The organism is Saccharopolyspora rhizosphaerae (genome assembly GCF_003931915.1).
Classification (GTDB): Bacteria; Actinomycetota; Actinomycetes; order Mycobacteriales; family Pseudonocardiaceae; genus Saccharopolyspora; species Saccharopolyspora rhizosphaerae.
Genome location: NZ_RSAA01000020.1, coordinates 70744 through 92878, shown reverse-complemented (window position 1 = coordinate 92878; position 22135 = coordinate 70744). Strand labels below are relative to the sequence as shown.

Genomic DNA, 22135 nt, shown 5'->3' with positions numbered 1-22135 from the left:
AGCCCCGCACCGAGTCCGGTGCGGGGCCACCCGTCGTCCGCCCACCGGGGAGAGGAGTCCGTCCTGGGACCGCTGATGTCGTTGCGGCGCAACGCTCAGCGGGGCAGCTCCAGCGGCACGCCGTCCTCCGACAGCGGCGGGGGCGGGAGCTCGGCGCTGGAAGTCAGCGGAGCGGCCCCGTCGAGGGGCCTCCCTGCGTGCTCCCGCAGGAAGTGCGTGGCGACGATGCCGACGACCCCGGCGCCGACGAGGTAGTAACCCGGCCAGTCGAGGTCGCCGGTCGCGGTCACCGCGGCCTCGATGATCGTCGGAGCGGTGCCGGCGAACAGCGACACCGAGAGGTTGAAGATGACCGCGAGGCTGCTGCAGCGGATCATCGTCGGGAACAGGGCGGGCAGCGTCGAGGGGGAGACGGCCGCGAAGCACACCAGGCACAGGCCCACGATCAGCAGCCCGAGCGCCTGGCCTGCGATCCCCTCGCGCAGCAACCACACCGCCGGCAGTCCGAGCAGCACCAGCGCGACGCTGCCGGTCATCAGGACCGGTTTGCGGCCGATGCGATCGCTGAGCCTGCCCACGCCCACGACGGCGCACAGCATCACCACCATGACCGCCACCAGCAACCCGGTGGTGACGGCACCGCTGGTGCCTCCTCCGCCGTGGCGGGGGAGCGTGCTGGTGAGGTAGGTCGGCGCGTAGTTGGTCAGCACGTAGTTGGTGACGTTCCAGGCCACGATCACCCCGGCTGCGACCAGCGCGGGCGTCCGGTAGTGGCGGCGCACGATCTGCACCGCACGTCGAGTCGACATCGTGGCCAGCACCGGGGAGCGCTCCATGAGCTGCCGGAACGCCGGGGTGTCCTCGAGCCGGATGCGCAGGTAGAGGCCGACGATCCCGAGCGGAAGCGCGAGCAGGAACGGCACCCGCCACCCCCAGGACAGCAGGTCCTCGGACGGCAGGAGGGCGATCACCGCGCCGCAGGTGCCCGCGCCGAGGGTGTAACCCGCCAGGGTGCTGAACTCCAGCCAGCTGCCGAAGAAACCGCGTCGCCGGTCCGGTGCGTACTCGGCGATCAGCGTCAGGGCTCCGGTGTACTCGCCGCCCGCGGAGAAGCCTTGCAACATCCGGATGAGCAGCACCAGCAGGGGAGCCAGCCAGCCGACCGCACCCGAACCGGGGACGAGGCCGAGCAGCACGGTGGCCCCCGCCATCATCAGCACCGTGGCGGACAGGACCTTCGTGCGGCCGAACCGGTCCGCGAGCCGGCCGAAGACGAAGCCGCCCAGCGGGCGCATCACGAACGCGGCGGCGAACGCGCCGAGGGTGTAGACGGCCGCCCACGGCCCGAAGTCGGAGAAGAAGACCCGGTCGAGCACCCCCGCGGCCAGGTAGGAGTAGATGCCGAAGTCGTACCACTCGGCCACGTTGCCCACCGATGCCGCCGCGACCGCCCGGTGGACCGTGCGTTCCTCTTGCACGACAGGTGGTCTCAGGCCTCGCCGAGGCCGTCTGGGGCGATCGGTCATCAGGGTTCCCCCGGGTGCGGCGCAGCGCTGGGGCCGCGGTCCTCGTGGCGGCGCGCGGTTGTGACCGCGTTCGACAACTGATATATCTGTTGTCGAGAAGGTATCCCCTCGGCGTCGCCGAATCAAGTCCTCCACGCATCCGACCACGGGGTCGCCACGTCTCGTCGGCGGCCTCGCGACGACGCGCGCCCGCTGGCGCCGTGGACGGGAGAACCCGTTGCCCCGAACGGATTTCCCCATTGACGAGCGGGTCGCGGACCTCCATCCTGTTGTTGCGCATAGCACGCGGTGTTCCGCTATCTGCAACAGGAGGCGTCATGATCTTGGTTGGTGAGCTGGGCGATCTGCCACCGGGGGAGTCGGTCCGCGTGCACGGTGACGTGGCGATCGCGGTGTTCAACGTGGACGGGGAGCTCTACGCCATCGACGACACCTGCTCGCACCAGGACGCGTCGCTGTCCGACGGGTGGCTGGAGGGCTGCGCGGTTGAATGTCCGCTGCACGCTGCGTGTTTCGACTTGAAGACCGGGATGCCGAGCGGTCCGCCCGCCAAGAAGCCGGTCCGCACCCACGTCGTGTCGGTCGAGGACGGCCTGGTCTACGTGCACGAGTCGTCCCGCGTGGGCGGCGCGGTGCCGGAGGAAGTGGTCTAATGCGGCACATCACCGTCGTCGGGGCCTCGCTCGCCGGCCTCTCGGCGATCCGCGCGCTGCGCGAGCAGGGGTACGACGGCCGGATCACGGCCATCGGCGACGAACCGCACCCGCCCTACGACCGGCCACCGCTGTCCAAGGAGTTCCTGGCCGGGACCGCGGACGAGGACGACCTCCGCCTCACCGACTCCGACGACGACGAGCTCGACGTCGACTGGCGGCTCGGGCGGCCCGCCGCCGCCCTGGACGCCGCTGACCGCGCGGTCGTGCTCGCCGACGGCACCCGCGTCACCACCGACGGGGTCGTGCTGGCGACCGGTGCGCGGGCGCGCGAGCTCCCCGGCGCGCACCTGGCAGGAGTGCACGCGCTGCGCACCCTCGACGACGCGATCGCGCTGCGGGCCGACCTGGTTCCCGGTGCCCGGCTGGTGATCGTCGGAGGCGGGTTCATCGGCGCCGAGGTCGCCTCGACGGCGGTCGGCCTGGGCTGCGAGGTCGACCTCGTCGACAACGGGCCGGTGCCGCTGCGGCGCGCGCTCGGCGCGGAGATGGGCGAGGTGTGCGCCCGCCTGCACGCTCGCCACGGTGTGCGGGTGCACGCGCTCTCCGGCCTCTCCGAGCTGGTCGGGGAGTCACGGGTGAGCGGTGTGCGGCTGTCGGACGGGCGCGAACTCCCCGCCGACGTCGTGGTGGTCGGGATCGGCGCCGAGCCCAACACCGAGTGGCTGGCGGGCTCGGGGATCGACCTCGACGCTGGTGTCCGCACCGACGCCGCGGGGCGCACCCTCCTGCCGGAGGTGGTGGCCGCGGGGGACTGCGCCTGCTCCTTCCGGGACTACACGGCGCGGCCGATGCGGCTGGAGCACTGGACCAACGCGCTGCAGCAGCCGGCTGCGGCCGTCGCGGCGCTGCTCGGCCGCGAGCGTTCGGCTCCGAAGCACCACGCGGTGCCCTACTTCTGGTCCGACCAGTACGGGCACAAGATCCAGTTCGCCGGGCACCGCACCGAGGACTGCACCGTCCAGGTCGAGGAGGGCGACCTCGAGACCGGCGACTTCCTGGCCCTCTACCTCGACGCCGCGGACGAACCGGTCGGCGTCCTCGCCGTAGACCGCTCCCGTCCCTTCGGCCAATGGCGCCGAAAACTGGCCCAACGCCTGTAGGACTGCAGAAGCCGACGGAAGAACAACTGTCCACGAAGGACATGAGTGAGAAACGCCCCGCAACCCCGGACTCGCTCGATCGCCGCCATGCGGGGCGGTTCCCACGGCGAGGAGCTGCAGAAGCACGCGGCGAAGAAGACGCTGTTCTCAGCGTCACCCCGCAGGATCCCCCACCACTCACCGAATTCCCGCGACGTGAGAAGTCCCCACGGCATCGAGGCGGTTCGCGGCGGCAGCCGCTTCGTCAGGTGTGGGACTCAGTCAGCCGGCACCGCCGCAGGTTCTGAGCGGCTTCGTGGCGAGTGCGCCGCGACGCCGTGTGCTGGCACACATCAGGAGCGGAGCGGAGCCACGGAGCCGCTGTGCTCTCCCCTCCGGGGGTTCCTGCCACCCGCACCGCTGAGCAGAGCAAGCTCAACAGGGCGGTTCACACCAGGGACCGCATCGCCTTGTCGAAGTTGAGGACGTGCTCCCTGGCCAACTGCTCCGCCTTGTCGGCCCGCTGCGCACCGATGGCGCGCAGCAGGGCCGAGTGCTCCATGACGTGGCTGTCGAAGTCCTGCATGCGGTCGAGGAAGACGCAGAAGATCCGCGTGGCGAGGTTGTCGTAGCGGATCAGGGTGTCTTCGAGGTGCGGGTTGCCGGCGGCTCGGTAGATCGTGCGGTGGACGTGCAGGTCCCAGCGCATGATCTCGTCGCGGACCATCGAGCGGAAGTCCATGCCGTCGAGGCGGTCGACGAGCGAGCTGATCTCCGCCCGGTCGTCGTCACCGGCGACCTCGGCGGCCCGGCGCGCGGCCAGCGGTTCGAGGTGCACCCGCAGGTCGGAGATGGAGGCGAGGTCGGTGATGTCCACGGCTGTGGCGAAGGTGCCCCGGCGCGGGTACGACACGACCAGCCGGTCGATCTCCAGCCGCTTGAGGGCCTCGCGCACGGGGGTGCGGCCGATCTCGAGCGACCGTGCCAGCGCGGCGTCGTCGATGGGCGCCATCGGCGGGATGTCGAGCATGATCAACTTGTCGCGGATGGCGAGGTACGCCTTCTCCGCCATGGACAGGTTGGCCGGTTGCTCCTCGATCGCAGTCATCATCGCCCCGACTTCATCAGAACGCAGTTCTGCTGCATTCGAATTCTGGTACATCAGTAGTATAGCAGAAAGCCAATTCTACTCCGCCCACCGTTTTCGAACTGCGGAAGAATGCTGAAATGTGATTTCGTCGACTCGAAAGGCGATTGCGCGGCACCCGCTGCTCGCGGACGAGCGCAGCGGGGCGGTCAGCCACGACGGACGGACATCCAGCTCAGCGCCTCGTCAGCGGCGTCTGCGGCGCGGTCGTGCGATCCGGTTCCACACCAGCTGACCAGGGCGGCGAAGGTCGCGGCCTGGTAGCCGCTGGCCACGGCCGTGGCGCACGCGGGGGTGATGCCGGGGACGCGCTCGCGGAGGAACCCGGCGAGTTCGGCGATCCACGGCCGGTAGGCGGTCGGGGCGGTCCCGGCCAGTTCGGGTTCGGAGCACACCACGCGGATCCAGTCCGGCCCCGCCGGCGTCATCGGGTCATCGGCGATGGAGGCGACGATCGCGCGGCGGACCGCGTCGTCGACCGGGACGTCGTCGGGGACCTCGTGGAGCGCGTGGCGGAGCCGGCGGGTGGCCGCGGGCACGCCGAGCCAGGCGATGTCGGACTTGTGGGCGAAGTGCCGCACGAGGGTGCGGACGCTGACGCCGGTGGCCTCGGCGATGTCCTTCCACCCGACGTCGGCGTACCCGCGCTCGCTCCAGAGCCGGAAGGTCGCGGCGGCGATGGCGGCGCGGTCGAGGACGGTCGGGCGGCCGCGCTGCGGCGCCGGGGCATCGCTGTGGCTCACGCGGCGACCATACCGAACCCCGGTGCAGGTCAACGGCACGGCAAAAATTTTTGGCGACATGCGCCAAAATGCTGGTAGGGTTCCGACCGCGACGCTGCGGGAGGAGGCACCAATGGGCACCTACGCGGTCACCGGGTCGAGGTCGGGCATGGGCGGTGAGGCCGCGAGCAAGCTGCGCGCGGCCGGTCACACCGTGATCGGCGTGGACCTGGCCGACGCCGAGGTCGAGGCCGACCTGTCCACCCCGTCGGGCAGGCGCACCGCCGCCGACCGGGTGCTCGACGCCGCGGGCGGCCGTCTCGACGGTGCGGTGCTGGCGGCCGGGCTGGGGCCCCTCCGCGGGCGGGAGCGGCAGATCGCGCAGGTCAACTACCTCGGCGTGGTCGAGCTCCTGCGGGCCTGGCGTCCGGCGTTGGCGGGCGGCGCCAAGGTCGTGGTGATCTCCAGCAACTCGACGACCACGACACCGCTCGTGCCGCGGCGGGCGGTGCGCGCCCTGCTCGGCGACGACCCGGGCCAAGCGGTGCGCAGCGTTCGGCTGTTCGGCCCCGCGGCGCCGTCGATGATCTACGCCGCCTCGAAGCTCGCGGTGAGCCACTGGGTGCGCCGCACGGCGGTGCGGCGCGAGTGGGCCGGAGCCGGGATCCGGCTCAACGCGCTCGCCCCGGGCGCGATCCTGACCCCGCTGCTGGAGCGCCAGCTGGCCGACCCGTCCCAAGCGCGTGCGGTCAAGGCCTTCCCAGTTCCGGCAGGCGGGTTCGGCGATCCCTCGCAGCTCGCCGACTGGGTGGTCTTCATGCTCTCCGACGCCGCCGACTTCCTGGTGGGGTCCGTGGTGTTCGTCGACGGCGGTTCCGACGCCCACTTCCGTTCCGACGCGTGGCCGCGACCGGTCCCGCTGCGCGGTTTACCGCAGTACCTGCGCCTCTTCGCAAGGCGGTGAAGGACGACGTGAGGAGAAAGCGATGCGCGAGAAGGTTGTTCCCGACGTCCTCGGGCCGGCGAAGCTGGGACCGGTGCGGTTGCGCAACCGCGTCCTCAAGGCGGCCACCTACGAGAAGCGGGCGCGTCGCGGCCTGGTCACCGACGAGCTGATCGACTTCCACGTCCGGCACGCCGCCGGCGGCGTCGGGATGACCACGGTCGCCTACTGCGCGGTCTCGCCCGAGGGGCGCACCGACGGGCACCAACTCGTGTGGCGCGAGGAAGCGGTCCCGGGCCTGCGGCGGTTGACCGAGGCCGTGCACGCGGAAGGTGCCGCGATCTCCGCGCAGGTGGGTCACTCCGGCCCGGTCGCCGACTCGACGAAGACCAAGCTGCCCGCCCTCGGTCCCAGCAGGTCGCTGAGCCTGCAGTCGCTGCGCCCGGTCAAGGCGGCGACGCAGGCCGACATCGACCGGGTCGTGCAGGCGCACGGCGACGCCGCGAAGATGGCGGTGGACACCGGGTTCGACGCCGTGGAAGTCCACTTGGGACACAACTACCTGGCCAGCTCGTTCCTCAGCCCGAAGATCAACAAGCGCACCGACGACTACGGTGGTTCCCTGGCCAACCGCGCTCGTTTCGCGCTGCGCATCATGCGCGCCGTCCGCGACGCCGTGGGGGACCGGATCGCGATCCTGGCCAAGCTCAACATGGACGACGGCGTGCCCGGGGGGTTCTGGCTCGACGAGGCGATCACCGTCGCGCAGTGGCTGGAGGCCGACGGCACGGTCGACGCGCTGGAGATGACCGCGGGCAGCTCGCTGCTCAACCCGATGTACCTGTTCAAGGGCGAGGCGCCGGTCCGCGAGTTCGCCGAGGTGATGCGCGAACCGATCCGCACCGGCGTGAAGCTCGTCGGCAGCAAGTTCCTCCGCGAGTACCCGTACCAGGACGGTTACCTGCTCGACGACGCCCGCCAGGTCCGCGCGGCGGTCGGGCTCCCGATGGTGCTGCTGGGCGGCGTCACCAACCGGCAGGTCATGGACACGGCCATGCACGAGGGGTTCCAGTTCGTCGCGATGGGCCGAGCGCTGCTCCGCGAACCCGACCTGGTCAACCGCATCGCGCAGGACCCCACGACGCGGTCGCTGTGCAACCACAACAACCGCTGCATGGTCACCATCTTCACCGGCAGCCGCTGCGTGCTCGTGCCGGACGACCAGGCCGGGCCCTGATCACGACCGGGAGCTGTGGGTGTACGGCGGAGCCGCTGCTCCAGGTGTGGGGCTCAGCCGGCACCGCCGCAGGTTCTGGGCGGCTTCGTGGCTCCGTGGCGCACGGAGCCTCGGAGCCGCGGTGCTCTCCCCTTTCCGGGGGTTTCTGCCACCCGCACCGCCGAGCACAGCGACCTCTCGACCCAGCGCTCGTCAGCGGCCTCGGAAGTCGGCGGAGCGCTTGTCCAGCACGGCGTCCATGGCTTCGGCGTGGTCCTCGGTGTGGTGGGAGAGGGCCTGCATGGTGGCCGAGAGCTCCAGGACGTGGCGCAGGTCGTGGGTGCGGGACTCCTTGAGCAGGCGCTTGGCCATGCGGGTGGCGTGCGGCGGGTTCTTGGCGACCCGCTCCGCCAGCGCCCTGGCCTCGTCGAGGAGCTCCTCGGGCTCGACGACGTGGGCGACCAGGCCCCACTCGAGGGCCTTCTGGGCGTCGACGCGGTCCCCGGTCAGGGCCATCTCCGCCGCGCGCTGCGGACCGACGGCCTGGGTGAGCAACCACGCACCCCCGTCACCGGGGATGATGCCGAGCTGCACGAAGGACTCGGCGAACCAGGCGTGGGTGGAGGCCACCCGCAGGTCGCACATCAGGGCCAGGTCGCAGCCCGCGCCGACCGCCGGACCGTTGACCGCCGCCACCACCGGGACCTCGCACTCGGTCAGGGCGAGCGGGATGCGCTGGATCCCGTCCCGGTAGCCGTTGCGCATCTGCCACGGGCTGCCGCTGAACATGCCGGCCTTCTCCCGCATGTCGTTGACGTTGCCGCCCGCCGAGAACGCCTTGCCGGCCCCGGTCAGCACCACGCACCGCACGTCCAGGTCCTGCTGCACCCGTCGCACGTTGACCTCGAACGCCTCGACCACGTCCGCACCCGAGATCGGGTTGCGCTGGTCGGGCAGGTTGATCGTCCAGGTCTCCACGTGATCGGTGCGCTCGACCACCAGCACATCGGACATGAGCAGCGTTCCTCCCAGCAACCGGGCCTGATCGGCGACACCATACGTGCGCGGACGAGCCCGGGTCACCAGGAAGGTCCGTTGACCGGGGGCGTGCGTACCGGTTACGTGGGGAACGCACCCGTTCGCACGCTGCGCAGGAGTGGTCGATGCCGTCTCTGATGCCGCCGCCCGTCCGCGAGGACGAGGCGCTGATCTCGTTGCGCCGGGAGGTGCGGTCCTTCCTCACCGAGCAGGTGGAAGCGGGAGCGTTCGTGCCGACCGTGGACAGCTGGCTGAGCGGGTGGGACGTGGCCTTCACCCGAGCGCTGGCCGAACACGGCTGGCTGGGGATGACCGTGCCCACCGAGCACGGCGGGCACGGCCGGACGTTCCTGGAGCGTTTCGTGGTCACCGAGGAGCTGCTGGCGGCGGGAGCGCCGGTCGCCGCGCACTGGATCTCCGACCGCCAGGTGGCGCCGAACCTGCTGCGCTTCGGCAGCGAGGAGCTCAAACGCCGGTACCTGCCGCGCATCGTCTCCGGTGAGGTGTTCTTCGGGATCGGCATGAGCGAGCCGGACTCGGGCTCCGACCTGGCGTCCGTGCGGACGCGGGCCGAGCGGGTGACCGACGGGTGGCGGGTGCACGGCACGAAGCTGTGGGCCTCCGGCGCGCACGTCGCGGACGCCTTCATCGCGCTGGTGCGCACCTCGCCGCAGGACGGCGACCGGCACGCCGGGCTCAGCCAGCTGCTGGTGCGGCTGGACTCGCCCGGGGTGGTGATCCGCCCGGTCGTCTCGGCCAACGGCACGCACCACTTCAACGAGGTCCACCTCGACGGGGTGCACGTGCCCGACGACCACGTGGTGGGGGAGATCGGAGCGGGCTGGCATCAGGTCACCTCAGAGCTGTCGTTCGAACGGTCCGGCCCCGAGCGGTTCCTCTCCACCTACCAGTTGGCGACATCCCTGGTCGGTGGCCTGGACCCGGCCGAGGCCGGGCGGATCACCGCCAGGTTGGCGGGGCTGCACCAGATGTCGCTGTCCATCGCCGCGGCCCTGCAGCGCGGTGAACGGCCGGACGTCCCGGCCGCGCTGGTGAAGGTGCTGGGCACGACGCTGGAAGGCGACATCGCGGACCTGGCCGACCTCGCCACGCCCACCGGCGCCACCGCCCACGTCGCGGCGCTGACCCGGCGGTCGGTGCAGCAGCGGCCGGGGTTCACCTTGCGCGGCGGGACGAGCGAGGTGCTGCGCGGGGTCATCGCACGGGGATTGGGGATGCGCTGATGAGCACGGTGGACCACGACCTGCGCGGGGTGCTGCGCGACGTCCTCGCGGGCGACCTCACCGACCGCCTCGACCAGGCCACCAACGGTGTCGACTTCGACGCCGACCGGTGGGCGCAGCTGGGCGATCTCGGGTTCACCGCGCTCACCGCACCTGAGGAGCACGGCGGATCGGGTGCCGGTTGGCCGGAAGCCGCCGCGCTGCTGAGCGAGAGCGCCGCGGCGGCGCGCCACCTGCCTTTCGCCGAGAGCGACCTGCTCGCCCACTGGCTGCTGCGCGGCGCGGGACGTCCCTCGGACGATCCGACGGCGCCGCGCACGGTCGCGGTCGTCGAACCCGACGGCACGGCCCGGACGGTGCCGTGGCTCGGTCACGTCCCCGCGCTCCTGGTCTTCCGCCGCCCCGACGGCACCTGCGCCCTGGCCGAAGAACCTGTCACCCCCACGGACCTCAGCTCCGCGGCGGAGGGAGTCGAGCACCTCGGTGACGGGGTCACGCAGTCCGGGCTACCGCGGGGAGACCTGCGGTGCGCTGCGGAACCTCGAGGGGCCGTGGAGCTGGACCCGGCCCTGCTGGACCGGCTGGTGCTGCGGGGTGCGCTGGCCCGTGCCGTGCAGGTCGTGGGGGCGCTGGACAAGGCGGTGGACCTGTGCGTCGAGCACACCCGCGTGCGCGTCCAGTTCGGACGTCCGCTGGCGAAGTTCCAAGCGGTGCAACACCTCGTCGCCGACGCCGCCGCCGAGGCGGCCCTCGCACGGGCGGCGGTGGACGCGGCCGTGCTCGACGCGGTGGAGACCGACCTCGCCGGCCCGGCCTCGGCGGCCAAGGTCGCCGCGGCGCGCTCCTGCGCCGGGCACGCCGCCTCCGTCGTGGTGCGCAACGCCCACCAGGTCCACGGCGCCATCGGCACCACCCAGGAGCACCCGCTGCAGCTGTTCACGCTGCCCGCGCTCGACTGGCGCGGCGAGTTCGGCACCACCCGCGACTGGGACCGCTTCCTCGGCGGAACCGCGCAGACCGGCCCGCTGTGGGACGTGGTGCTCGGCGCACCTGCGCAGACCCCCGCGATCCCCGGCGGGCGTCGATGAACGGGGACTTGCTGTCCGGTGTGCGGGTGCTGGACCTGTCCACCGTGTTCATGGGGCCCTACGCGGCGCAGGTGCTCGCCGAGTGGGGCGCCGACGTGGTCAAGGTCGAGTCCCTGGCGGGCGACCAGGTCCGCGGCATCGGCGACGCCTCCGGGTCGGGCGTCGGCCCGATCTTCGTCAACGCCAACCGGGGCAAGCGCTCGCTGGCGCTCGACCTCAAGAGCGACGACGCCCGCGAGGTGCTGCACGCGCTCGTGCGCAGCGCGGACGTCCTGCTGCACAACATCCGGCCCCCCGCGGCGGAGCGGCTGGGGTTGACCTGGGACGCGCTGCGGGAGGTCAACCCGGAGCTGGTGCTCTGCGCCTTCCGGGGTTACGGCAAGGGCGGGCCGCACGCCGACCGGCCCGCCTACGACGCGTCATCCAGGCGGCTTCCGGCATCGCCGACGCCCAGGCCGCCGCCGGTGGTGAGCCCGAGTACTGGCGTTCGGCGGCCTCCGACAAGATCATGGGCCTCTACGGCGCCGCGGCGACCTGCGCGGCCTTGCGCGCCCGGGAGGTCGACGGTGCCGGTCGGTCGGTGGAGGTCCCGATGTTCGAGGGCATGGCCTCGTTCATGCTGCTCGACCGCCAGGGCGGCTGGATCACCGACCCGCCGTCCGGGCCGACCGGCTACGCCCGCACCGATTCACCCCACCGACGTCCGTACGCCACCCAGGACGGGCACCTGGCGGTCATGATGTAGGCCGACAAGCACTGGACGGTGTTCTTCGACCTGATCGGCCGGCCCGAACTCGCCGAGGACCCTCGGTTCCGCGACCTCCAGGCCCGCACGGCCCACATCGACGAGCTCTACGCGCTGCTGGCGGAGGAGATGGTCACCCGCACCTCCGCGGAGTGGAGCGAGGCGTTCGCACGCGCCGACATCCCGCACGGCCCGGTCAACTCGGTCGAAGACCTCTTCACCGACCCGCAGTTGACCGCGACCGGGTTCTTCCGGACCGTCGAACAGCCCGGGGCGGGACCGGTCCGGCTCGCTCGCCGCCCGATCGACTTCGGCGGTCCCGCGCCACCGCCGCGTCCGGCTCCGCTGCTCGGCCAGCACTCGCGGGAAGTGCTGTCGGAAGCGGGCGTCCCGGACGACGCCGTCCAGCGCCTGATCGAGGGGGGCGTGGTCACCGAGAGCCGGGAGCGCGGCTGAGCAGGGCGACCAGGAACTGGGAGTCGTCGCGGAGCGGGCGCAGGTCCCACGTGGCCAGCGCCAGGTCCGTCTGGAGACCGGCGGCCTCCGCGTCGGCGAAGAACTCGTCGCGCTCGTAGCCGCGGCCGGTGCCGAAGCCCACCGCCACTCGGCCCTCCGGTGCCAGGTGCTCGCGGAAGCGCTGGAGCACGGTCCTGCGCGTGCTGGGGGCGAGGAACGTCATGACGTTGCCGGCGCACACGATCACGTCGAAGGGCTTGGTCACGCCGTGCGCGGGCAGGTCGATCTCGGCGAGGTCGCTGACGATCCAGCGCGGCCCCGGGTAGTCCTCCTGGGCGGCCTGGATCAACGCCGGGTCGACGTCCACGCCGACCACCTCGTGCCCTGCCGCGGCCAGCCAGCCGGCGACCCGGCCCGGTCCGCACCCGGCGTCGAGGACGTGCGAGCCGCGCTCGGCCATCGCGTCGATCAGCCGGGCCTCACCCGCGAGGTCGTCACCGGCGCGCGCCAGACCCCGCATCCGCTCGACGTACCAGGCGGAATGCCCCGGATCAGCCGCCACCTTCTGCATCCAGATGCTCTGCTCGACCATGCCTCCATTGTGCGCACCGCAGGGGCCCGGGCAGGCCCGCGGAGACGGCCGTCACGTTCCGGGCCGGATCTGCTCGATGACCGTTGCGGCGAGATCGGCCGTCGTGGCCCGGTAGTGGTGGGCGAGCTCGCGGAAGACCTTCTCCGCGCGGATGGCCGGCCAGTCGGCGTCGAGGTGCTCGGCCGGCAAGTGCGGGTCCTGGCGGACCAGCTGCAGCCAGTCGGTGTGCAGGACGAGCTGGCGGGCCAGGTCGTCGGGGGCCGAGGGCAGCGGGTCCGGGGTGTCCCACCGCGCGAGGAACGCCCGGTAGCGCTCGGCGATGGCGTCGATGTCGAACGCCCTGCGGACCAGGTCCGCGGACTCCGTCGGGCCCGCTTGCCGCGCGGCGAACACCGTGACGTGGTCGGCGAGCCCCAGCTCCCCGACGATGCCGGTGACGTCCTTCTCGCCCGGGGCGGCCCACAGGCCGTTCTGCAGCAGCCCGAAACCGGCCCAGACGAGCTTGGACCGCAGGTCGTGCCGCTCGTTGCGCCGGGTGTCGGGCAGCGAGAACGCCACCAGCGTCCACGTCCCGTCCCAGTCCCGGTTGACCGCACCGGTGTCCCAGATCCGCTGCTCGCCGTCCTGGAGGACGTGGCCGGCGTGCTCGGTGAGTCCGAAGTAGACGCGTCGTCCCCGCCGGTGGCGGGTGAGCAGACCGCGGTGGCACATCCGGCGCAGCGTCGTGCGCACCGCCTCCTCCGAGACGTCGATCCGGCCGAAGACGTCGATGACGCTGCCGGAGTAGACGGCCGAGCCGTGGCCGAGCACGTGCAGTCCCAGGAAGCTCAGCATCAGGGACTGCGGCCGAGCCGAGTAGGTGAGGGGGTCGTCGGCGGAGGTCACGTGACCAGCGTAGTCGTTCTGAAGTTGGGCACAACGTTGACGGCCGTCAGTTCGGAGCCGTACTTTTCTTCCCGGTCGGCACGCTCGCGGAAGGACGCCGGAGGCTCCGAGGATGAACGTCGACGAACTCGTCGCCATCGATGTGCACACCCACGCCGAGATCTCCCAGGACGGGCACGGCTCGCTGAGCCCGGAGCTGTTCGGGGCGTCGGAGGAGTACTTCAAGGCCGAGGGCCACCGCCAACCCACCATCGCCGAGATGGCCGACCACTACCGGCAGCGCACGATGGCGGCCGTGGTGTTCACAGTGGACGCGGAGTTCGCCACCGGGCACCCCCGCATCGCCAACGAGGAGGTGGCCCAGAGCTGCGCCGAGCACTCCGACGTGCTCATCCCGTTCGCCAGCGTGGACCCGTGGAAGGGCAAGGCCGGTGTGCGCGAAGCGCGACGGCTGGTGACCGAGCACGGGGTGCGCGGGTTCAAGTTCCACCCCAGCATCCAGGGGTTCTCGCCGAACGACCGGATGGCGTACCCGCTGTACGAGGCGATCGAGGAACTGGGCGTGCCGGCGCTGTTCCACACCGGCCAGACGGGCATCGGTGCCGGTGTGCCGGGTGGTGGCGGCATCCGCCTGAAGCACTCCAACCCGATGTTCGTCGACGACGTGGCGGTGGACTTCCCCGAACTGCGCATCATCCTGGCGCACCCGTCGTTCCCGTGGCAGGACGAGGCGCTGGCGGTGGCCACCCACAAGCCCCACGTGCACATCGACCTCTCCGGGTGGTCGCCGAAGTACTTCCCGCCGCAGCTGGTGCACTACGCGAACTCCCTGCTGCAGGACAAGGTCCTGTTCGGCTCCGACTTCCCGGTGATCACACCGGACCGGTGGCTGGCGGACTTCGAGAAGCTGGACCTCAAGCCGCACGTGCGGCCCAAGATCCTCAAGGACAACGCCGCGAAGCTCTTCGGCTTGGCGTAGGGCGGTCACCGGACCTCGCCCTGCCCGAACTCGCCGCGCCCGAGCTCGAGTGATCGAACCACCCGTTGTGGACAGTCCATCCGTGCTGGTGCCGAGAGCGCCCCCGACGACGAGGGTTCCCGCATGACAGATCCGGCCAGATCCGACCGCGGTTCGGCGCAGCTGAGACGTGCGGTGGCGTCCAGCTTCCTGGGCAGCGTGATCGAGTACTACGACTTCCTGCTGTACGCGACCGCCTCGGCCGTGGTGTTCAGCCAGGTGTTCTTCACCCACCTCGACCCCCTGGTGGCCACGGTCGCCAGCCTGGGCACCTTCGCCACCGGCTACCTGGCGCGGCCGCTGGGCGGCCTGCTCTTCGGCCACTTCGGCGACCGGCTCGGCCGCAAGCGGATGCTGGTGCTGACGATGGTGCTCATGGGCGTCGCCAGCTCGCTGATCGGCCTACTGCCCACCTACGAGCAGATCGGCGCGTGGGCGCCGGTGGGCCTGGTGCTGCTGCGCGTCGTGCAGGGCGTCGCGGTCGGCGGTGAGTGGGGCGGTGCTGTGCTGGTCTCCGCCGAGCACGCCACCTCCCGGCGCGGTCTGTGGGCGAGCTTCACCAACGCGGGAGCGCCCTGCGGCATGGTGCTCTCCACCGCAGTGCTGACCGGATCGTCGGCCGTCCTCGGCGAGGAGGCGTTCCTGGACTGGGGATGGCGCATCCCCTTCCTGCTCAGCGTCGTGCTGCTGGTGCTGGGGCTGTTCGTCCGCCTCAAGGTCGCCGAGCCCGGTCTGTTCCAGGACGCGCGACCCACCCGACGCGCACCGCTGGTCGACGTGCTGCGCAACCGACCGCGCCAGCTCGCGCTGGGAGTCGGCGTGGGCCTCGCGGCCTTCGTCGCCCAGTCCACCCTGACGACCTTCGTGCTCGCCTACGGCGTGCAAGCCGGCTTCAGCAGGCAAGTGGTGCTCAACGCGATCACGGTCTCGTCGGTGACGGCGGTCCTGGGCATCATCGGCTGGTCGGCGCTGTCCGACCGGCTCGGCAGGCGGCCGGTCGTGCTGGTCGGCGCGCTGGCCATGGCCGCCTACAGCTTCGTCCTGTTCCCGATGGTCGACAGCGGAAGCAGCGCCCTGCTGCTGGTCGCGCTGGTGCTCGGGCAGGGCGTGATCCACCCGATGATGTACGGCCCGCTCGCAGCTCTCTACACCGAGCTGTTCAGCACCGGGAGCCGCTACACCGGTGCCTCCCTCGGGTACCAGCTCGCCGGGCTGGGCGGTGGGCTGGCGCCGGTGCTGTTCGCGCAACTGCAGAGCAGTGGCGCGGGCACGACCGCGATCGCCGGCACGATCACCGCGTTCTGCGCCCTCACCGTCGGCTGCGTGCTGGCCCTGCGGGAGACCAGCGGGCAGGACCTGGCCGAGGTGGCGGAACCTGCAGTGGAGGAGGGGAGGCGCTGATGCGCAACCACGGCTTGGGCGGCTGGCCCGCCCGTCGAGCGCTCATGACACCGGACCGCACCGCGTTCCTCTTCGCCGGCACCGCGGTCAGCTACGCCGAGTTCGCCCGCCGCAGCACGCGAGCGGCCCACCGGCTGCGCGCCAGCGGGGTCGGACCGGGCGACCGGGTCGCCTACCTGGGGCCGAACCACCTCGCCTTCGTGGAGACCATGTTCGCCGCGCACCAGCTCGGCGCGATCTTCGTCCCGCTGAACTTCCGGCTCGCCGCTCCCGAGGTCGACTACCTGCTCTCGCACTCGGGGGCCGCGGTCCTCGTCTACGCGCCCGAGTGCGCCGACACCGCCCGAGCCCTGCAGCACCGGCCCGCGCACGTCGTGGCGCTCACCGGTCCGGCCGCCGGCGAGCAGGACTACGAGACCTGGCTCGCCGCAGGTGATGAGGAACCGATCGACGTCGAGGTCGGACTCGACGACACGGCGTTGATCCTCTACACCTCCGGCACCACCGGCCGCCCCAAGGGCGCGATGCTCACCCACGGCAACCTGGTGTGGAACACCTACAACTTGCTGGCCGGGGTGGACGTCGCCAGCGACGACGTCACGCTCATCACCGCCCCGCTGTTCCACGTCGCCGCGCTCGACCAGACCCTGCTGCCGACCTTCCTCAAGGGCGCCTGCTCGGTGATCGAACCCGGCTGGAACGTCGACGCTTGCTACGACCGCATCGAACAGCACGGCATCACCTGGATGTTCGGGGTGACGACCATGTTCGCCGACCTCGCCGCCTCCCCGCGCTGGGCCGACGCGGACCTGTCCTCGCTCCGGATCGTGATGAGCGGCGGGGCGGCCATCCCCGAGTCGCTGATCCGGACCTACCAGGAGCGCGGACTGGTGTTCTGCCAGGGGTACGGCATGACCGAGACGGCACCCGGTGCGACGTTCCTGGAAGCCGGGGAGAGCCTCCGCAAAGTCGGCTCCGCCGGTGTCCCGGTGTTCTTCACCGAGGTTCGGGTGGTTCGCCCGGACGGCACCGACGTCGAGCCCGGGGAACCGGGGGAGGTGCTGGTCAAGGGACCCAACGTGAGCCCGGGTTACTGGCGCGATCCCGGCGCGACGGAGGCCGCCTTCGACGCGGGGTGGTTCCGCTCCGGCGACCTGGCCAAGCTCGACGAGGACGGCCACCTCCACGTGGTCGACCGGGTCAAGGACATGTTCATCTCCGGTGGGGAGAACGTCTACCCGGCGGAGGTCGAGAGCGCCCTCTTCGAACACCCGGCCGTGGCCGAGGCCGCGGTGGTGGGCGTGCCGGACGAACGCTGGGGCGAGGTCGGCCGCGCCTTCGTCGTCTGCCACCAGGACGCCCAGCTGACCGGTGAGGAGCTGCGGGGCTTCCTCCGCGGCAGGCTCGCCAAGTACAAGATCCCAGCGCACGTCGACGTCGTCGACCGGCTGCCCCGCACGGGGTCGGGCAAGGTCCAGAAGGCGCAGCTGCGCGCCGCACCGCTGCCGTGAGGCTCAGCGCTCCCCAACCGGGTGCACCACCAGGACCGGGCATGCGGCGTGCTGGAGGAGGGTTTGGCTGTTCGAGCCGAGGAGCATGCCGAGGAAGCCACCGCGCCCGCGGCTGCCGACCACGACGAGCTGGGCCCGCTTGCTCCAGTCCAGCAACGCGTCACGGGGCAGGTTGTTGACCGTGTCGCGTTCGACCTCGACGTCGGGGTACCGCTCCTGCATGCCCGCGAGGCTCGTGGCCAGCACGCGTGCGGGCTCCTGCGGGTCGGTCCGGGCGCGCCCGACTCCCACCTCGCGGATCGACGGCTCGTAGTCCCGGGTGGCGTGCACCGCGACGAGCTTCACCCGGCGCCACGACGCCTCCGCGAAGGCCGCGCTGAGCGCGTCGACGCTGTTCTCGCTGCCGTCGACACCCGCCACCACCGGTCCGTCCGGGGTGCGGGCGGGGCGGATCACGGCCACTGGGCAGCGCGCGTGCGCGGCGGCGGACGCGGCGGTCGAGCCGAGCAGCATGCCGGTGAACCCACCGCGCCCGGACGCGCCGAGCGCGAGCATGTGGGCCTCCTCCGACAGGCGCAGCATCAGTGAGATCGGCTGCTCTGCGGCCTTCTCGGTGGTCACCGGGAGCTCGGCGTCGATCGCGGCCGCGCGCTTGGTGGCCTCCTTCAGCCGGGTGCGGGCCAACTCGTCGATCTCGCTGAAGGCCTCGGGCGGCACGGGCATGCCTGCTCCGTAGAACCCGCGGTAGTAGGGCTCGGTCGACGAGACCAGGTGCAGCGACAGCTTGCGCGCCGAGGCCACCTTCGCGGCCCAGCTCACCGCGCTGAGCGCCTCGTCGGAGCCGTCGGTCCCGACGACGATCGCGTTGCTCAGGTCAGACATCCTCGTTCTCCCCGTCTCGGCGCGGCTCCGGACCACCCGCCCTGCACCGACCATGCCGGAGGGACTGCAGGTCCGCCCGCTGATCAGGTGTCGGATCCACCCGCGCCGCGCACGGTTGTTCGAGGAGGACCTCCTGCGGCTAGTGATCACCGTTGCGGCCCAACGCCTTGACGACGGCGGAGGTGCGGTCCCCGACGCCGAGCTTCGTGAAGATGTTGCGGAGGTGGTTCTTCACCGTGCGCTCGGAAATGCCCAACGAGCGGGCGATCTGCCGGTTGGAACAGCCCTGCGCCAGCTGGTCGAGCACTTCCTTCTCCCGCTTCGTCAGCGGTGAGAGCACCTCGCTCTGCGCGGTCCCGGCCGGATCGCTCTCGTCGTCCCCCCGGAGCATGGTGATGCGCAACGACGCGAGCTGACCGACCTGGTTCAGGACCTGGCGCATCGCCCGCGAGTGCTCGACGGCTTCGTGCAACAACGCGGTGATCGCCCGGTCCAGAGCCCGGTCAGGGGAACGGGCCATGAAGCGCCTCCACTCGGCGGGTCGTCCGGGGCACCCTGCACCCGTCCATTCCTACTCCCCATGTCGCCGCAGATTTGCGCTCGAATTACGAACCGGGCGCCGAATCCCTCGGATGGGTGGGGAAATGCCCCGGGTGGACCAGTCCGCACTCGCGGGAACTAGTGCGGAAGATGTGGTGCGAATTGTTCATGGCGACTGGTTCTCGGCCGGTCCTAGCGTGGAGATCGTTCCGATCACCGGCAGAACAGGAGCTGGCCACGATGTCTGCTTTACCGAAGGCGCACGAGGATTCATCGGTTTTCTCGGCGCATCTTCGGGGCGGGATACCTCTTTTCGGAAGGGACGCGGACACGGCGCTCGAGGTCGTCATGGACAGGCTCCGGGCGGGCCGCCGGCCCGAACGCAACCTCGCGACCTTCCTGACCACGTCGATCGAGCCGGAAGCTCAACGGCTCTACCGCACCTACCTCAACCACAACCTCGTCGACCGGGAGCAGTACCCCGAGATCGACGCGATGCTGGGCGAATGCGTCCGCATGATCGGTGCGCTGTGGCACGTCGACGGGCACCGGGCGGTGGGCAGCGCGACCACCGGGTCCAGCGAATCCGCGCTGCTGGCCGGGGCGGCGTTGCTGCGTTCCTGGGAGGAACGCACGGGCGGCGAGCTGTCCCGGCCCAACCTCGTGATGGGGGCGGGCGCGCACGCCTGCTGGCGGAAGTTCTGCCGGCACTGGGGTGTTGAGGCGCGGACCGCCCCGGCCACCGGTGACGGACCAGCGCTCGACACCGCGTCGGTGGCGCAGCTCTGCGACGAGCGCACCATCGGGGTCGTCACCATCCTCGGGTCCACTCTGGACGGGAGGTACGAACCGGTCGAGGACATCGCCGAGGAGCTGGACCGGCTCGAGCAGCGGTCCGGGATCGACGTGCCTGTGCACGTCGACGCGGCCGCCGGCGGGTTCATCGCACCGTTCCTGGACCCCGAGCTGCGGTGGGACTTCCGCGTCCCGCGCGTGGTGTCCATCAACGCCTCCGGCCACAAGTCGGGCATGGTGCCACCCGGTCTGGGCTGGCTGCTGTGGCGGGACCGGAGCAGACGTCATCCCGGACTGGGGATCCGGATCAACTACCTCGGCGGCGACGACGCCCACTACGAGCTGACCTTCTCCCGATCGGCCGCGCCGGTGGTGCTCCAGTACTACAACTTCGTGCGCTTCGGGTTCGCCGGGTTCCACGCCGTGCACGCCCGGTGCCGCGCGCTCGCGCGCAAGTTGGCCACCCGGCTGCGGGAGACCGGACGGCTGCGCGTGCTCGGCGACGGCAGCGAGCTGCCCGTCGTGGTCGTGACCGCGCACGACGGGCTCGAACTGCGAGACCTCGCCAAGCACCTGGCCGAGCGCGGGTGGTCGGTGCCCGTCTACACGCTGCCACCGCAGCTCGACGACGTCGAGGTGATGCGCGTCGTCGTCCGCAACGACCTCACCGCGGCGGCCGTGGACGACTTCGCGACCGCCGTCGAGGAATTCCTCCGGAACGACATCTGATCAGTGAGGAGCACATCCATGCGTCCAGTCCGGATCGTGAGCCGGTTGACCGACCGCGAACCACCGCGGAGCGGGACCGGGATCCGACTCGCCCTCTTCCAAGGTGAGAACCCGTCGGGCTCCTCGGCCGCGGTGGCCGAGAACCTCGCCAGGATGGAGGAGGTCCTGGCGTTGGCCGCCGGCTACGGCTGCCAGCTCTGCGCCTTCCCCGAGTGCTTCACCACCGGCTACGCGCTCGACCGCGAGCAGTGCGAGCAGCTCGCCGAACCCTACGACGGGCCCTCCGTGCAGGTGGCCCGGAAGGTGTCCACCCGCCACGAGATCGCCGTCGTGCTGCCCTACGTCGAGCGGGCCGCGAACGGCGACCTGCACGACTCGGTGGCCCTGGCTGCCGAGGGGGAACTGGTGGCCAACTACCGCAAGACCCACCTCTACGGCGAGGCCGAACGGGAGAACTTCACGCCAGGGCACGAACTCCCGCCCGTGGTGGAGGTGAACGGCTTCCCCGTGGGGCTGCTCAACTGCTACGAGTGCGAGTTCCCACCGCTCTACCAGAGCCTGGTCGGCAGGGGAGCGCGGCTCATCGTCGGGCCCACCGCCGCGGACCGGCACTTCACGCTGCGCAGCGGTTCTCCCACGCTGGTGGCCTACCCCGACGCCACCGAGCACATCATTCCCGCGATGGCCGCCGTGTGGCGGGTTTTCGTGGCCTACGCCAACCGGCGCGGCTGGGAGGTCTCCGACCGCGGGCAGTGGGAGTACCGCGGCAACTCGGGCATCTGGGCGCCTGACGGCACGGCCGTGGTCAGCGCCGGCCCGGAGGAGCGCGCCGTGGACTCGCTGCTGCTCGGCGATTGCCTGCCGAGCACCGTGCCGCCGTTCAGCCCGGAAGGTGATCACCTCGCCGATTCCCGCATCACCGCGTCGAACCGGCTGCTGCCCGTCGGCTGATTCAGCCCCGGGCGTCGGCGACCTCGGTCATCGGCGCGAGCCGGACACCTGCGGAGGCGAACCGCGCGCGGATCGCCTCCGCGATGTCCACCGCGTTCGGCCGGTCGCCGTGCACGCAGATCGTGTCGGCGTCGACCGGCACGGGCTTGCCGTCGACCGAGCGGACTTCACCGCGCAGCACCGCTTCGGCCTGGTCGGCACACGCCTCCGGAGGCTTGGCCTGCGGGTCCGGCTCGATGATGATGTGCCCGGAGTCGTCGTAGTCCAGGTCCGCGAAAGCCTCGCGGACGACCGGAAAACCGCGCTGCGCCAACCGTTCGGACACCGGACCGGCCAGCAACACCACCCGCACGCCGGGGGCGGCTGAGGCGAAGGCTTCCACCACGGCCTCCGCGGCAGACTCGTCCTTGATCGTCAGGCCGTAGAGCGCACCGTGCGGTTTGACGTGCGCGATCTCCTGGCCGAGGTGCGCGGCGATCGCCTGCAACGCGCCGAACTGGTAGAGGCAGGCCTGCGCCGCTTCGGTCGGGCTGAGCGCCATCGCGCGCCGGCCGAAGCCGGAGAGGTCGGGAAGTCCGGGGTGCGCACCGATGGCGGTGTCGCCGTCGCGCGCCAGTTCGACGGAGCGCGTCATCGTAGCGGGATCTCCGGCGTGCCAACCGCACGCGATGTTCACCGAGGTCACGAGCGGGATGAGGCGGGCGTCGTCACCGAGCCGCCACCTCCCGAAGCTCTCCCCGGCGTCGGCGTTGAGATCGACGAGAGTGCGCACGGATCACCTCCAGCTCGGGCGTCCACCTTAGGATTCAGTGTTTGCGCACGCAGATCGATGAGCTTACGCTCTCACCCGAAGGTGGTCGATTGGTGACCGACGCGCTGCGTCGAGCCGTCCCGCGGCGCATTCTCGACTG

General features: G+C 71.3%; 20 protein-coding genes and 1 pseudogene. 12 read left to right on the top strand and 9 right to left on the bottom strand.

Annotated features, from left to right (window positions below):
* Positions 1-95: 95 nt before the first annotated feature.
* Positions 96-1478 (bottom strand): MFS transporter, encoded by a 1383-nt coding sequence (locus EIL87_RS20525; protein WP_325049495.1) that lies wholly within the window; start codon positions 1476-1478, stop codon positions 96-98.
* A 365-nt stretch (positions 1479-1843) separates the two neighbouring features.
* Here EIL87_RS20525 and EIL87_RS20520 point away from each other — a divergent pair, with 365 nt between their 5' ends.
* Together EIL87_RS20520 and EIL87_RS20515 are read left to right on the top strand one after the other, a co-directional pair.
* Positions 1844-2179, top strand: coding sequence for a bifunctional 3-phenylpropionate/cinnamic acid dioxygenase ferredoxin subunit (locus tag EIL87_RS20520; protein ID WP_125092210.1), 336 nt, complete (start codon positions 1844-1846; stop codon positions 2177-2179).
* On the top strand, positions 2179-3342 hold the full coding sequence (locus tag EIL87_RS20515; RefSeq protein ID WP_125092209.1) for an NAD(P)/FAD-dependent oxidoreductase: 1164 nt from the start codon (positions 2179-2181) through the stop codon (positions 3340-3342). The genes EIL87_RS20520 and EIL87_RS20515 overlap by 1 nt, the downstream gene beginning before the upstream one ends.
* 427 nt (positions 3343-3769) lie before the next feature.
* Here the strand turns inward: EIL87_RS20515 and EIL87_RS20510 are convergent, their stop codons facing one another.
* Positions 3770-4429 (bottom strand): GntR family transcriptional regulator, encoded by a 660-nt coding sequence (locus EIL87_RS20510; RefSeq protein WP_125092391.1) that lies wholly within the window; start codon positions 4427-4429, stop codon positions 3770-3772.
* A gap of 188 nt (positions 4430-4617) precedes the next feature.
* Positions 4618-5211 carry a TetR/AcrR family transcriptional regulator gene (locus tag EIL87_RS20505; RefSeq protein WP_199740533.1) on the bottom strand — a complete coding sequence of 198 codons (594 nt, stop codon included), beginning with the start codon at positions 5209-5211 and terminating at the stop codon, positions 4618-4620.
* Between the two features lie 112 nt (positions 5212-5323).
* On the opposite strand from EIL87_RS20505, the gene EIL87_RS20500 reads away from it, so the two are divergent.
* Both EIL87_RS20500 and EIL87_RS20495 read left to right on the top strand, forming a co-directional pair.
* Positions 5324-6154, top strand: a complete 831-nt coding sequence (locus tag EIL87_RS20500) for an SDR family oxidoreductase (protein ID WP_125092207.1) — start codon at positions 5324-5326, stop codon at positions 6152-6154.
* A 22-nt stretch (positions 6155-6176) separates the two neighbouring features.
* Complete coding sequence (locus tag EIL87_RS20495; protein WP_125092206.1) at positions 6177-7370, top strand: NADH:flavin oxidoreductase; 1194 nt, start codon at positions 6177-6179, stop codon at positions 7368-7370.
* Positions 7371-7562: 192 nt separating this feature from the next.
* Here the strand turns inward: EIL87_RS20495 and EIL87_RS20490 are convergent, their stop codons facing one another.
* The gene (locus EIL87_RS20490) at positions 7563-8363 is read right to left on the bottom strand and encodes a crotonase/enoyl-CoA hydratase family protein (RefSeq protein WP_125092205.1); all 801 of its coding nucleotides are present in this window, start codon (positions 8361-8363) and stop codon (positions 7563-7565) included.
* 149 nt (positions 8364-8512) lie between these two features.
* On the opposite strand from EIL87_RS20490, the gene EIL87_RS20485 reads away from it, so the two are divergent.
* The 3 genes and pseudogenes from EIL87_RS20485 to EIL87_RS27975 all read left to right on the top strand — a co-directional run bounded on the left by EIL87_RS20485 (position 8513) and on the right by EIL87_RS27975 (position 11920).
* The gene (locus tag EIL87_RS20485) at positions 8513-9631 is read left to right on the top strand and encodes an acyl-CoA dehydrogenase family protein (RefSeq protein ID WP_199740532.1); all 1119 of its coding nucleotides are present in this window, start codon (positions 8513-8515) and stop codon (positions 9629-9631) included.
* Positions 9631-10719 (top strand): acyl-CoA dehydrogenase family protein, encoded by a 1089-nt coding sequence (locus EIL87_RS20480; protein WP_125092204.1) that lies wholly within the window; start codon positions 9631-9633, stop codon positions 10717-10719. Before EIL87_RS20485 ends, EIL87_RS20480 begins: the two co-directional genes overlap by 1 nt.
* A pseudogene (locus EIL87_RS27975) lies at positions 10716-11920 on the top strand (CaiB/BaiF CoA transferase family protein). The gene EIL87_RS20480 and the pseudogene EIL87_RS27975 overlap by 4 nt, the downstream one beginning before the upstream one ends.
* Here EIL87_RS27975 and EIL87_RS20470 read toward each other — a convergent pair.
* Together EIL87_RS20470 and EIL87_RS20465 are read right to left on the bottom strand one after the other, a co-directional pair.
* Positions 11895-12512 carry a class I SAM-dependent methyltransferase gene (locus EIL87_RS20470; RefSeq protein WP_125092203.1) on the bottom strand — a complete coding sequence of 206 codons (618 nt, stop codon included), beginning with the start codon at positions 12510-12512 and terminating at the stop codon, positions 11895-11897. The pseudogene EIL87_RS27975 and the gene EIL87_RS20470 sit on opposite strands and share 26 nt — an antisense overlap.
* A 51-nt stretch (positions 12513-12563) precedes the next feature.
* Complete coding sequence (locus tag EIL87_RS20465; protein ID WP_233576414.1) at positions 12564-13397, bottom strand: PaaX family transcriptional regulator; 834 nt, start codon at positions 13395-13397, stop codon at positions 12564-12566.
* 112 nt (positions 13398-13509) lie between these two features.
* Here EIL87_RS20465 and EIL87_RS20460 point away from each other — a divergent pair, with 112 nt between their 5' ends.
* The 3 genes from EIL87_RS20460 (at position 13510) to EIL87_RS20450 (ending at position 17327) form a co-directional block, all read left to right on the top strand.
* Positions 13510-14376, top strand: coding sequence for an amidohydrolase family protein (locus EIL87_RS20460; protein ID WP_125092202.1), 867 nt, complete (start codon positions 13510-13512; stop codon positions 14374-14376).
* Between the two features lie 123 nt (positions 14377-14499).
* The gene (locus EIL87_RS20455) at positions 14500-15816 is read left to right on the top strand and encodes an MFS transporter (protein ID WP_125092201.1); all 1317 of its coding nucleotides are present in this window, start codon (positions 14500-14502) and stop codon (positions 15814-15816) included.
* Entirely contained in the window at positions 15816-17327 is a 1512-nt protein-coding gene (locus EIL87_RS20450) for an acyl-CoA synthetase (protein ID WP_125092200.1), read from the top strand. The genes EIL87_RS20455 and EIL87_RS20450 overlap by 1 nt, the downstream gene beginning before the upstream one ends.
* Before the next feature lie 3 nt (positions 17328-17330).
* On the opposite strand, the gene EIL87_RS20445 is transcribed toward EIL87_RS20450, so the two are convergent.
* Both EIL87_RS20445 and EIL87_RS20440 read right to left on the bottom strand, forming a co-directional pair.
* On the bottom strand, positions 17331-18209 hold the full coding sequence (locus EIL87_RS20445) for a universal stress protein (protein WP_125092199.1): 879 nt from the start codon (positions 18207-18209) through the stop codon (positions 17331-17333).
* 139 nt (positions 18210-18348) lie between these two features.
* Positions 18349-18729, bottom strand: a complete 381-nt coding sequence (locus tag EIL87_RS20440; RefSeq protein ID WP_125092198.1) for a helix-turn-helix domain-containing protein — start codon at positions 18727-18729, stop codon at positions 18349-18351.
* 323 nt (positions 18730-19052) lie between these two features.
* Between EIL87_RS20440 and EIL87_RS20435 the strand changes: the two genes are divergently transcribed.
* Entirely contained in the window at positions 19053-20273 is a 1221-nt protein-coding gene (locus EIL87_RS20435; RefSeq protein ID WP_267898870.1) for a glutamate decarboxylase, read from the top strand.
* Between the two features lie 18 nt (positions 20274-20291).
* Positions 20292-21224, top strand: a complete 933-nt coding sequence (locus tag EIL87_RS20430; RefSeq protein ID WP_125092196.1) for a nitrilase-related carbon-nitrogen hydrolase — start codon at positions 20292-20294, stop codon at positions 21222-21224.
* 1 nt (position 21225) lies between these two features.
* Here EIL87_RS20430 and EIL87_RS20425 read toward each other — a convergent pair whose 3' ends face one another.
* Positions 21226-21996 (bottom strand): LamB/YcsF family protein, encoded by a 771-nt coding sequence (locus EIL87_RS20425; protein ID WP_125092195.1) that lies wholly within the window; start codon positions 21994-21996, stop codon positions 21226-21228.
* Positions 21997-22135: the final 139 nt, after the last annotated feature.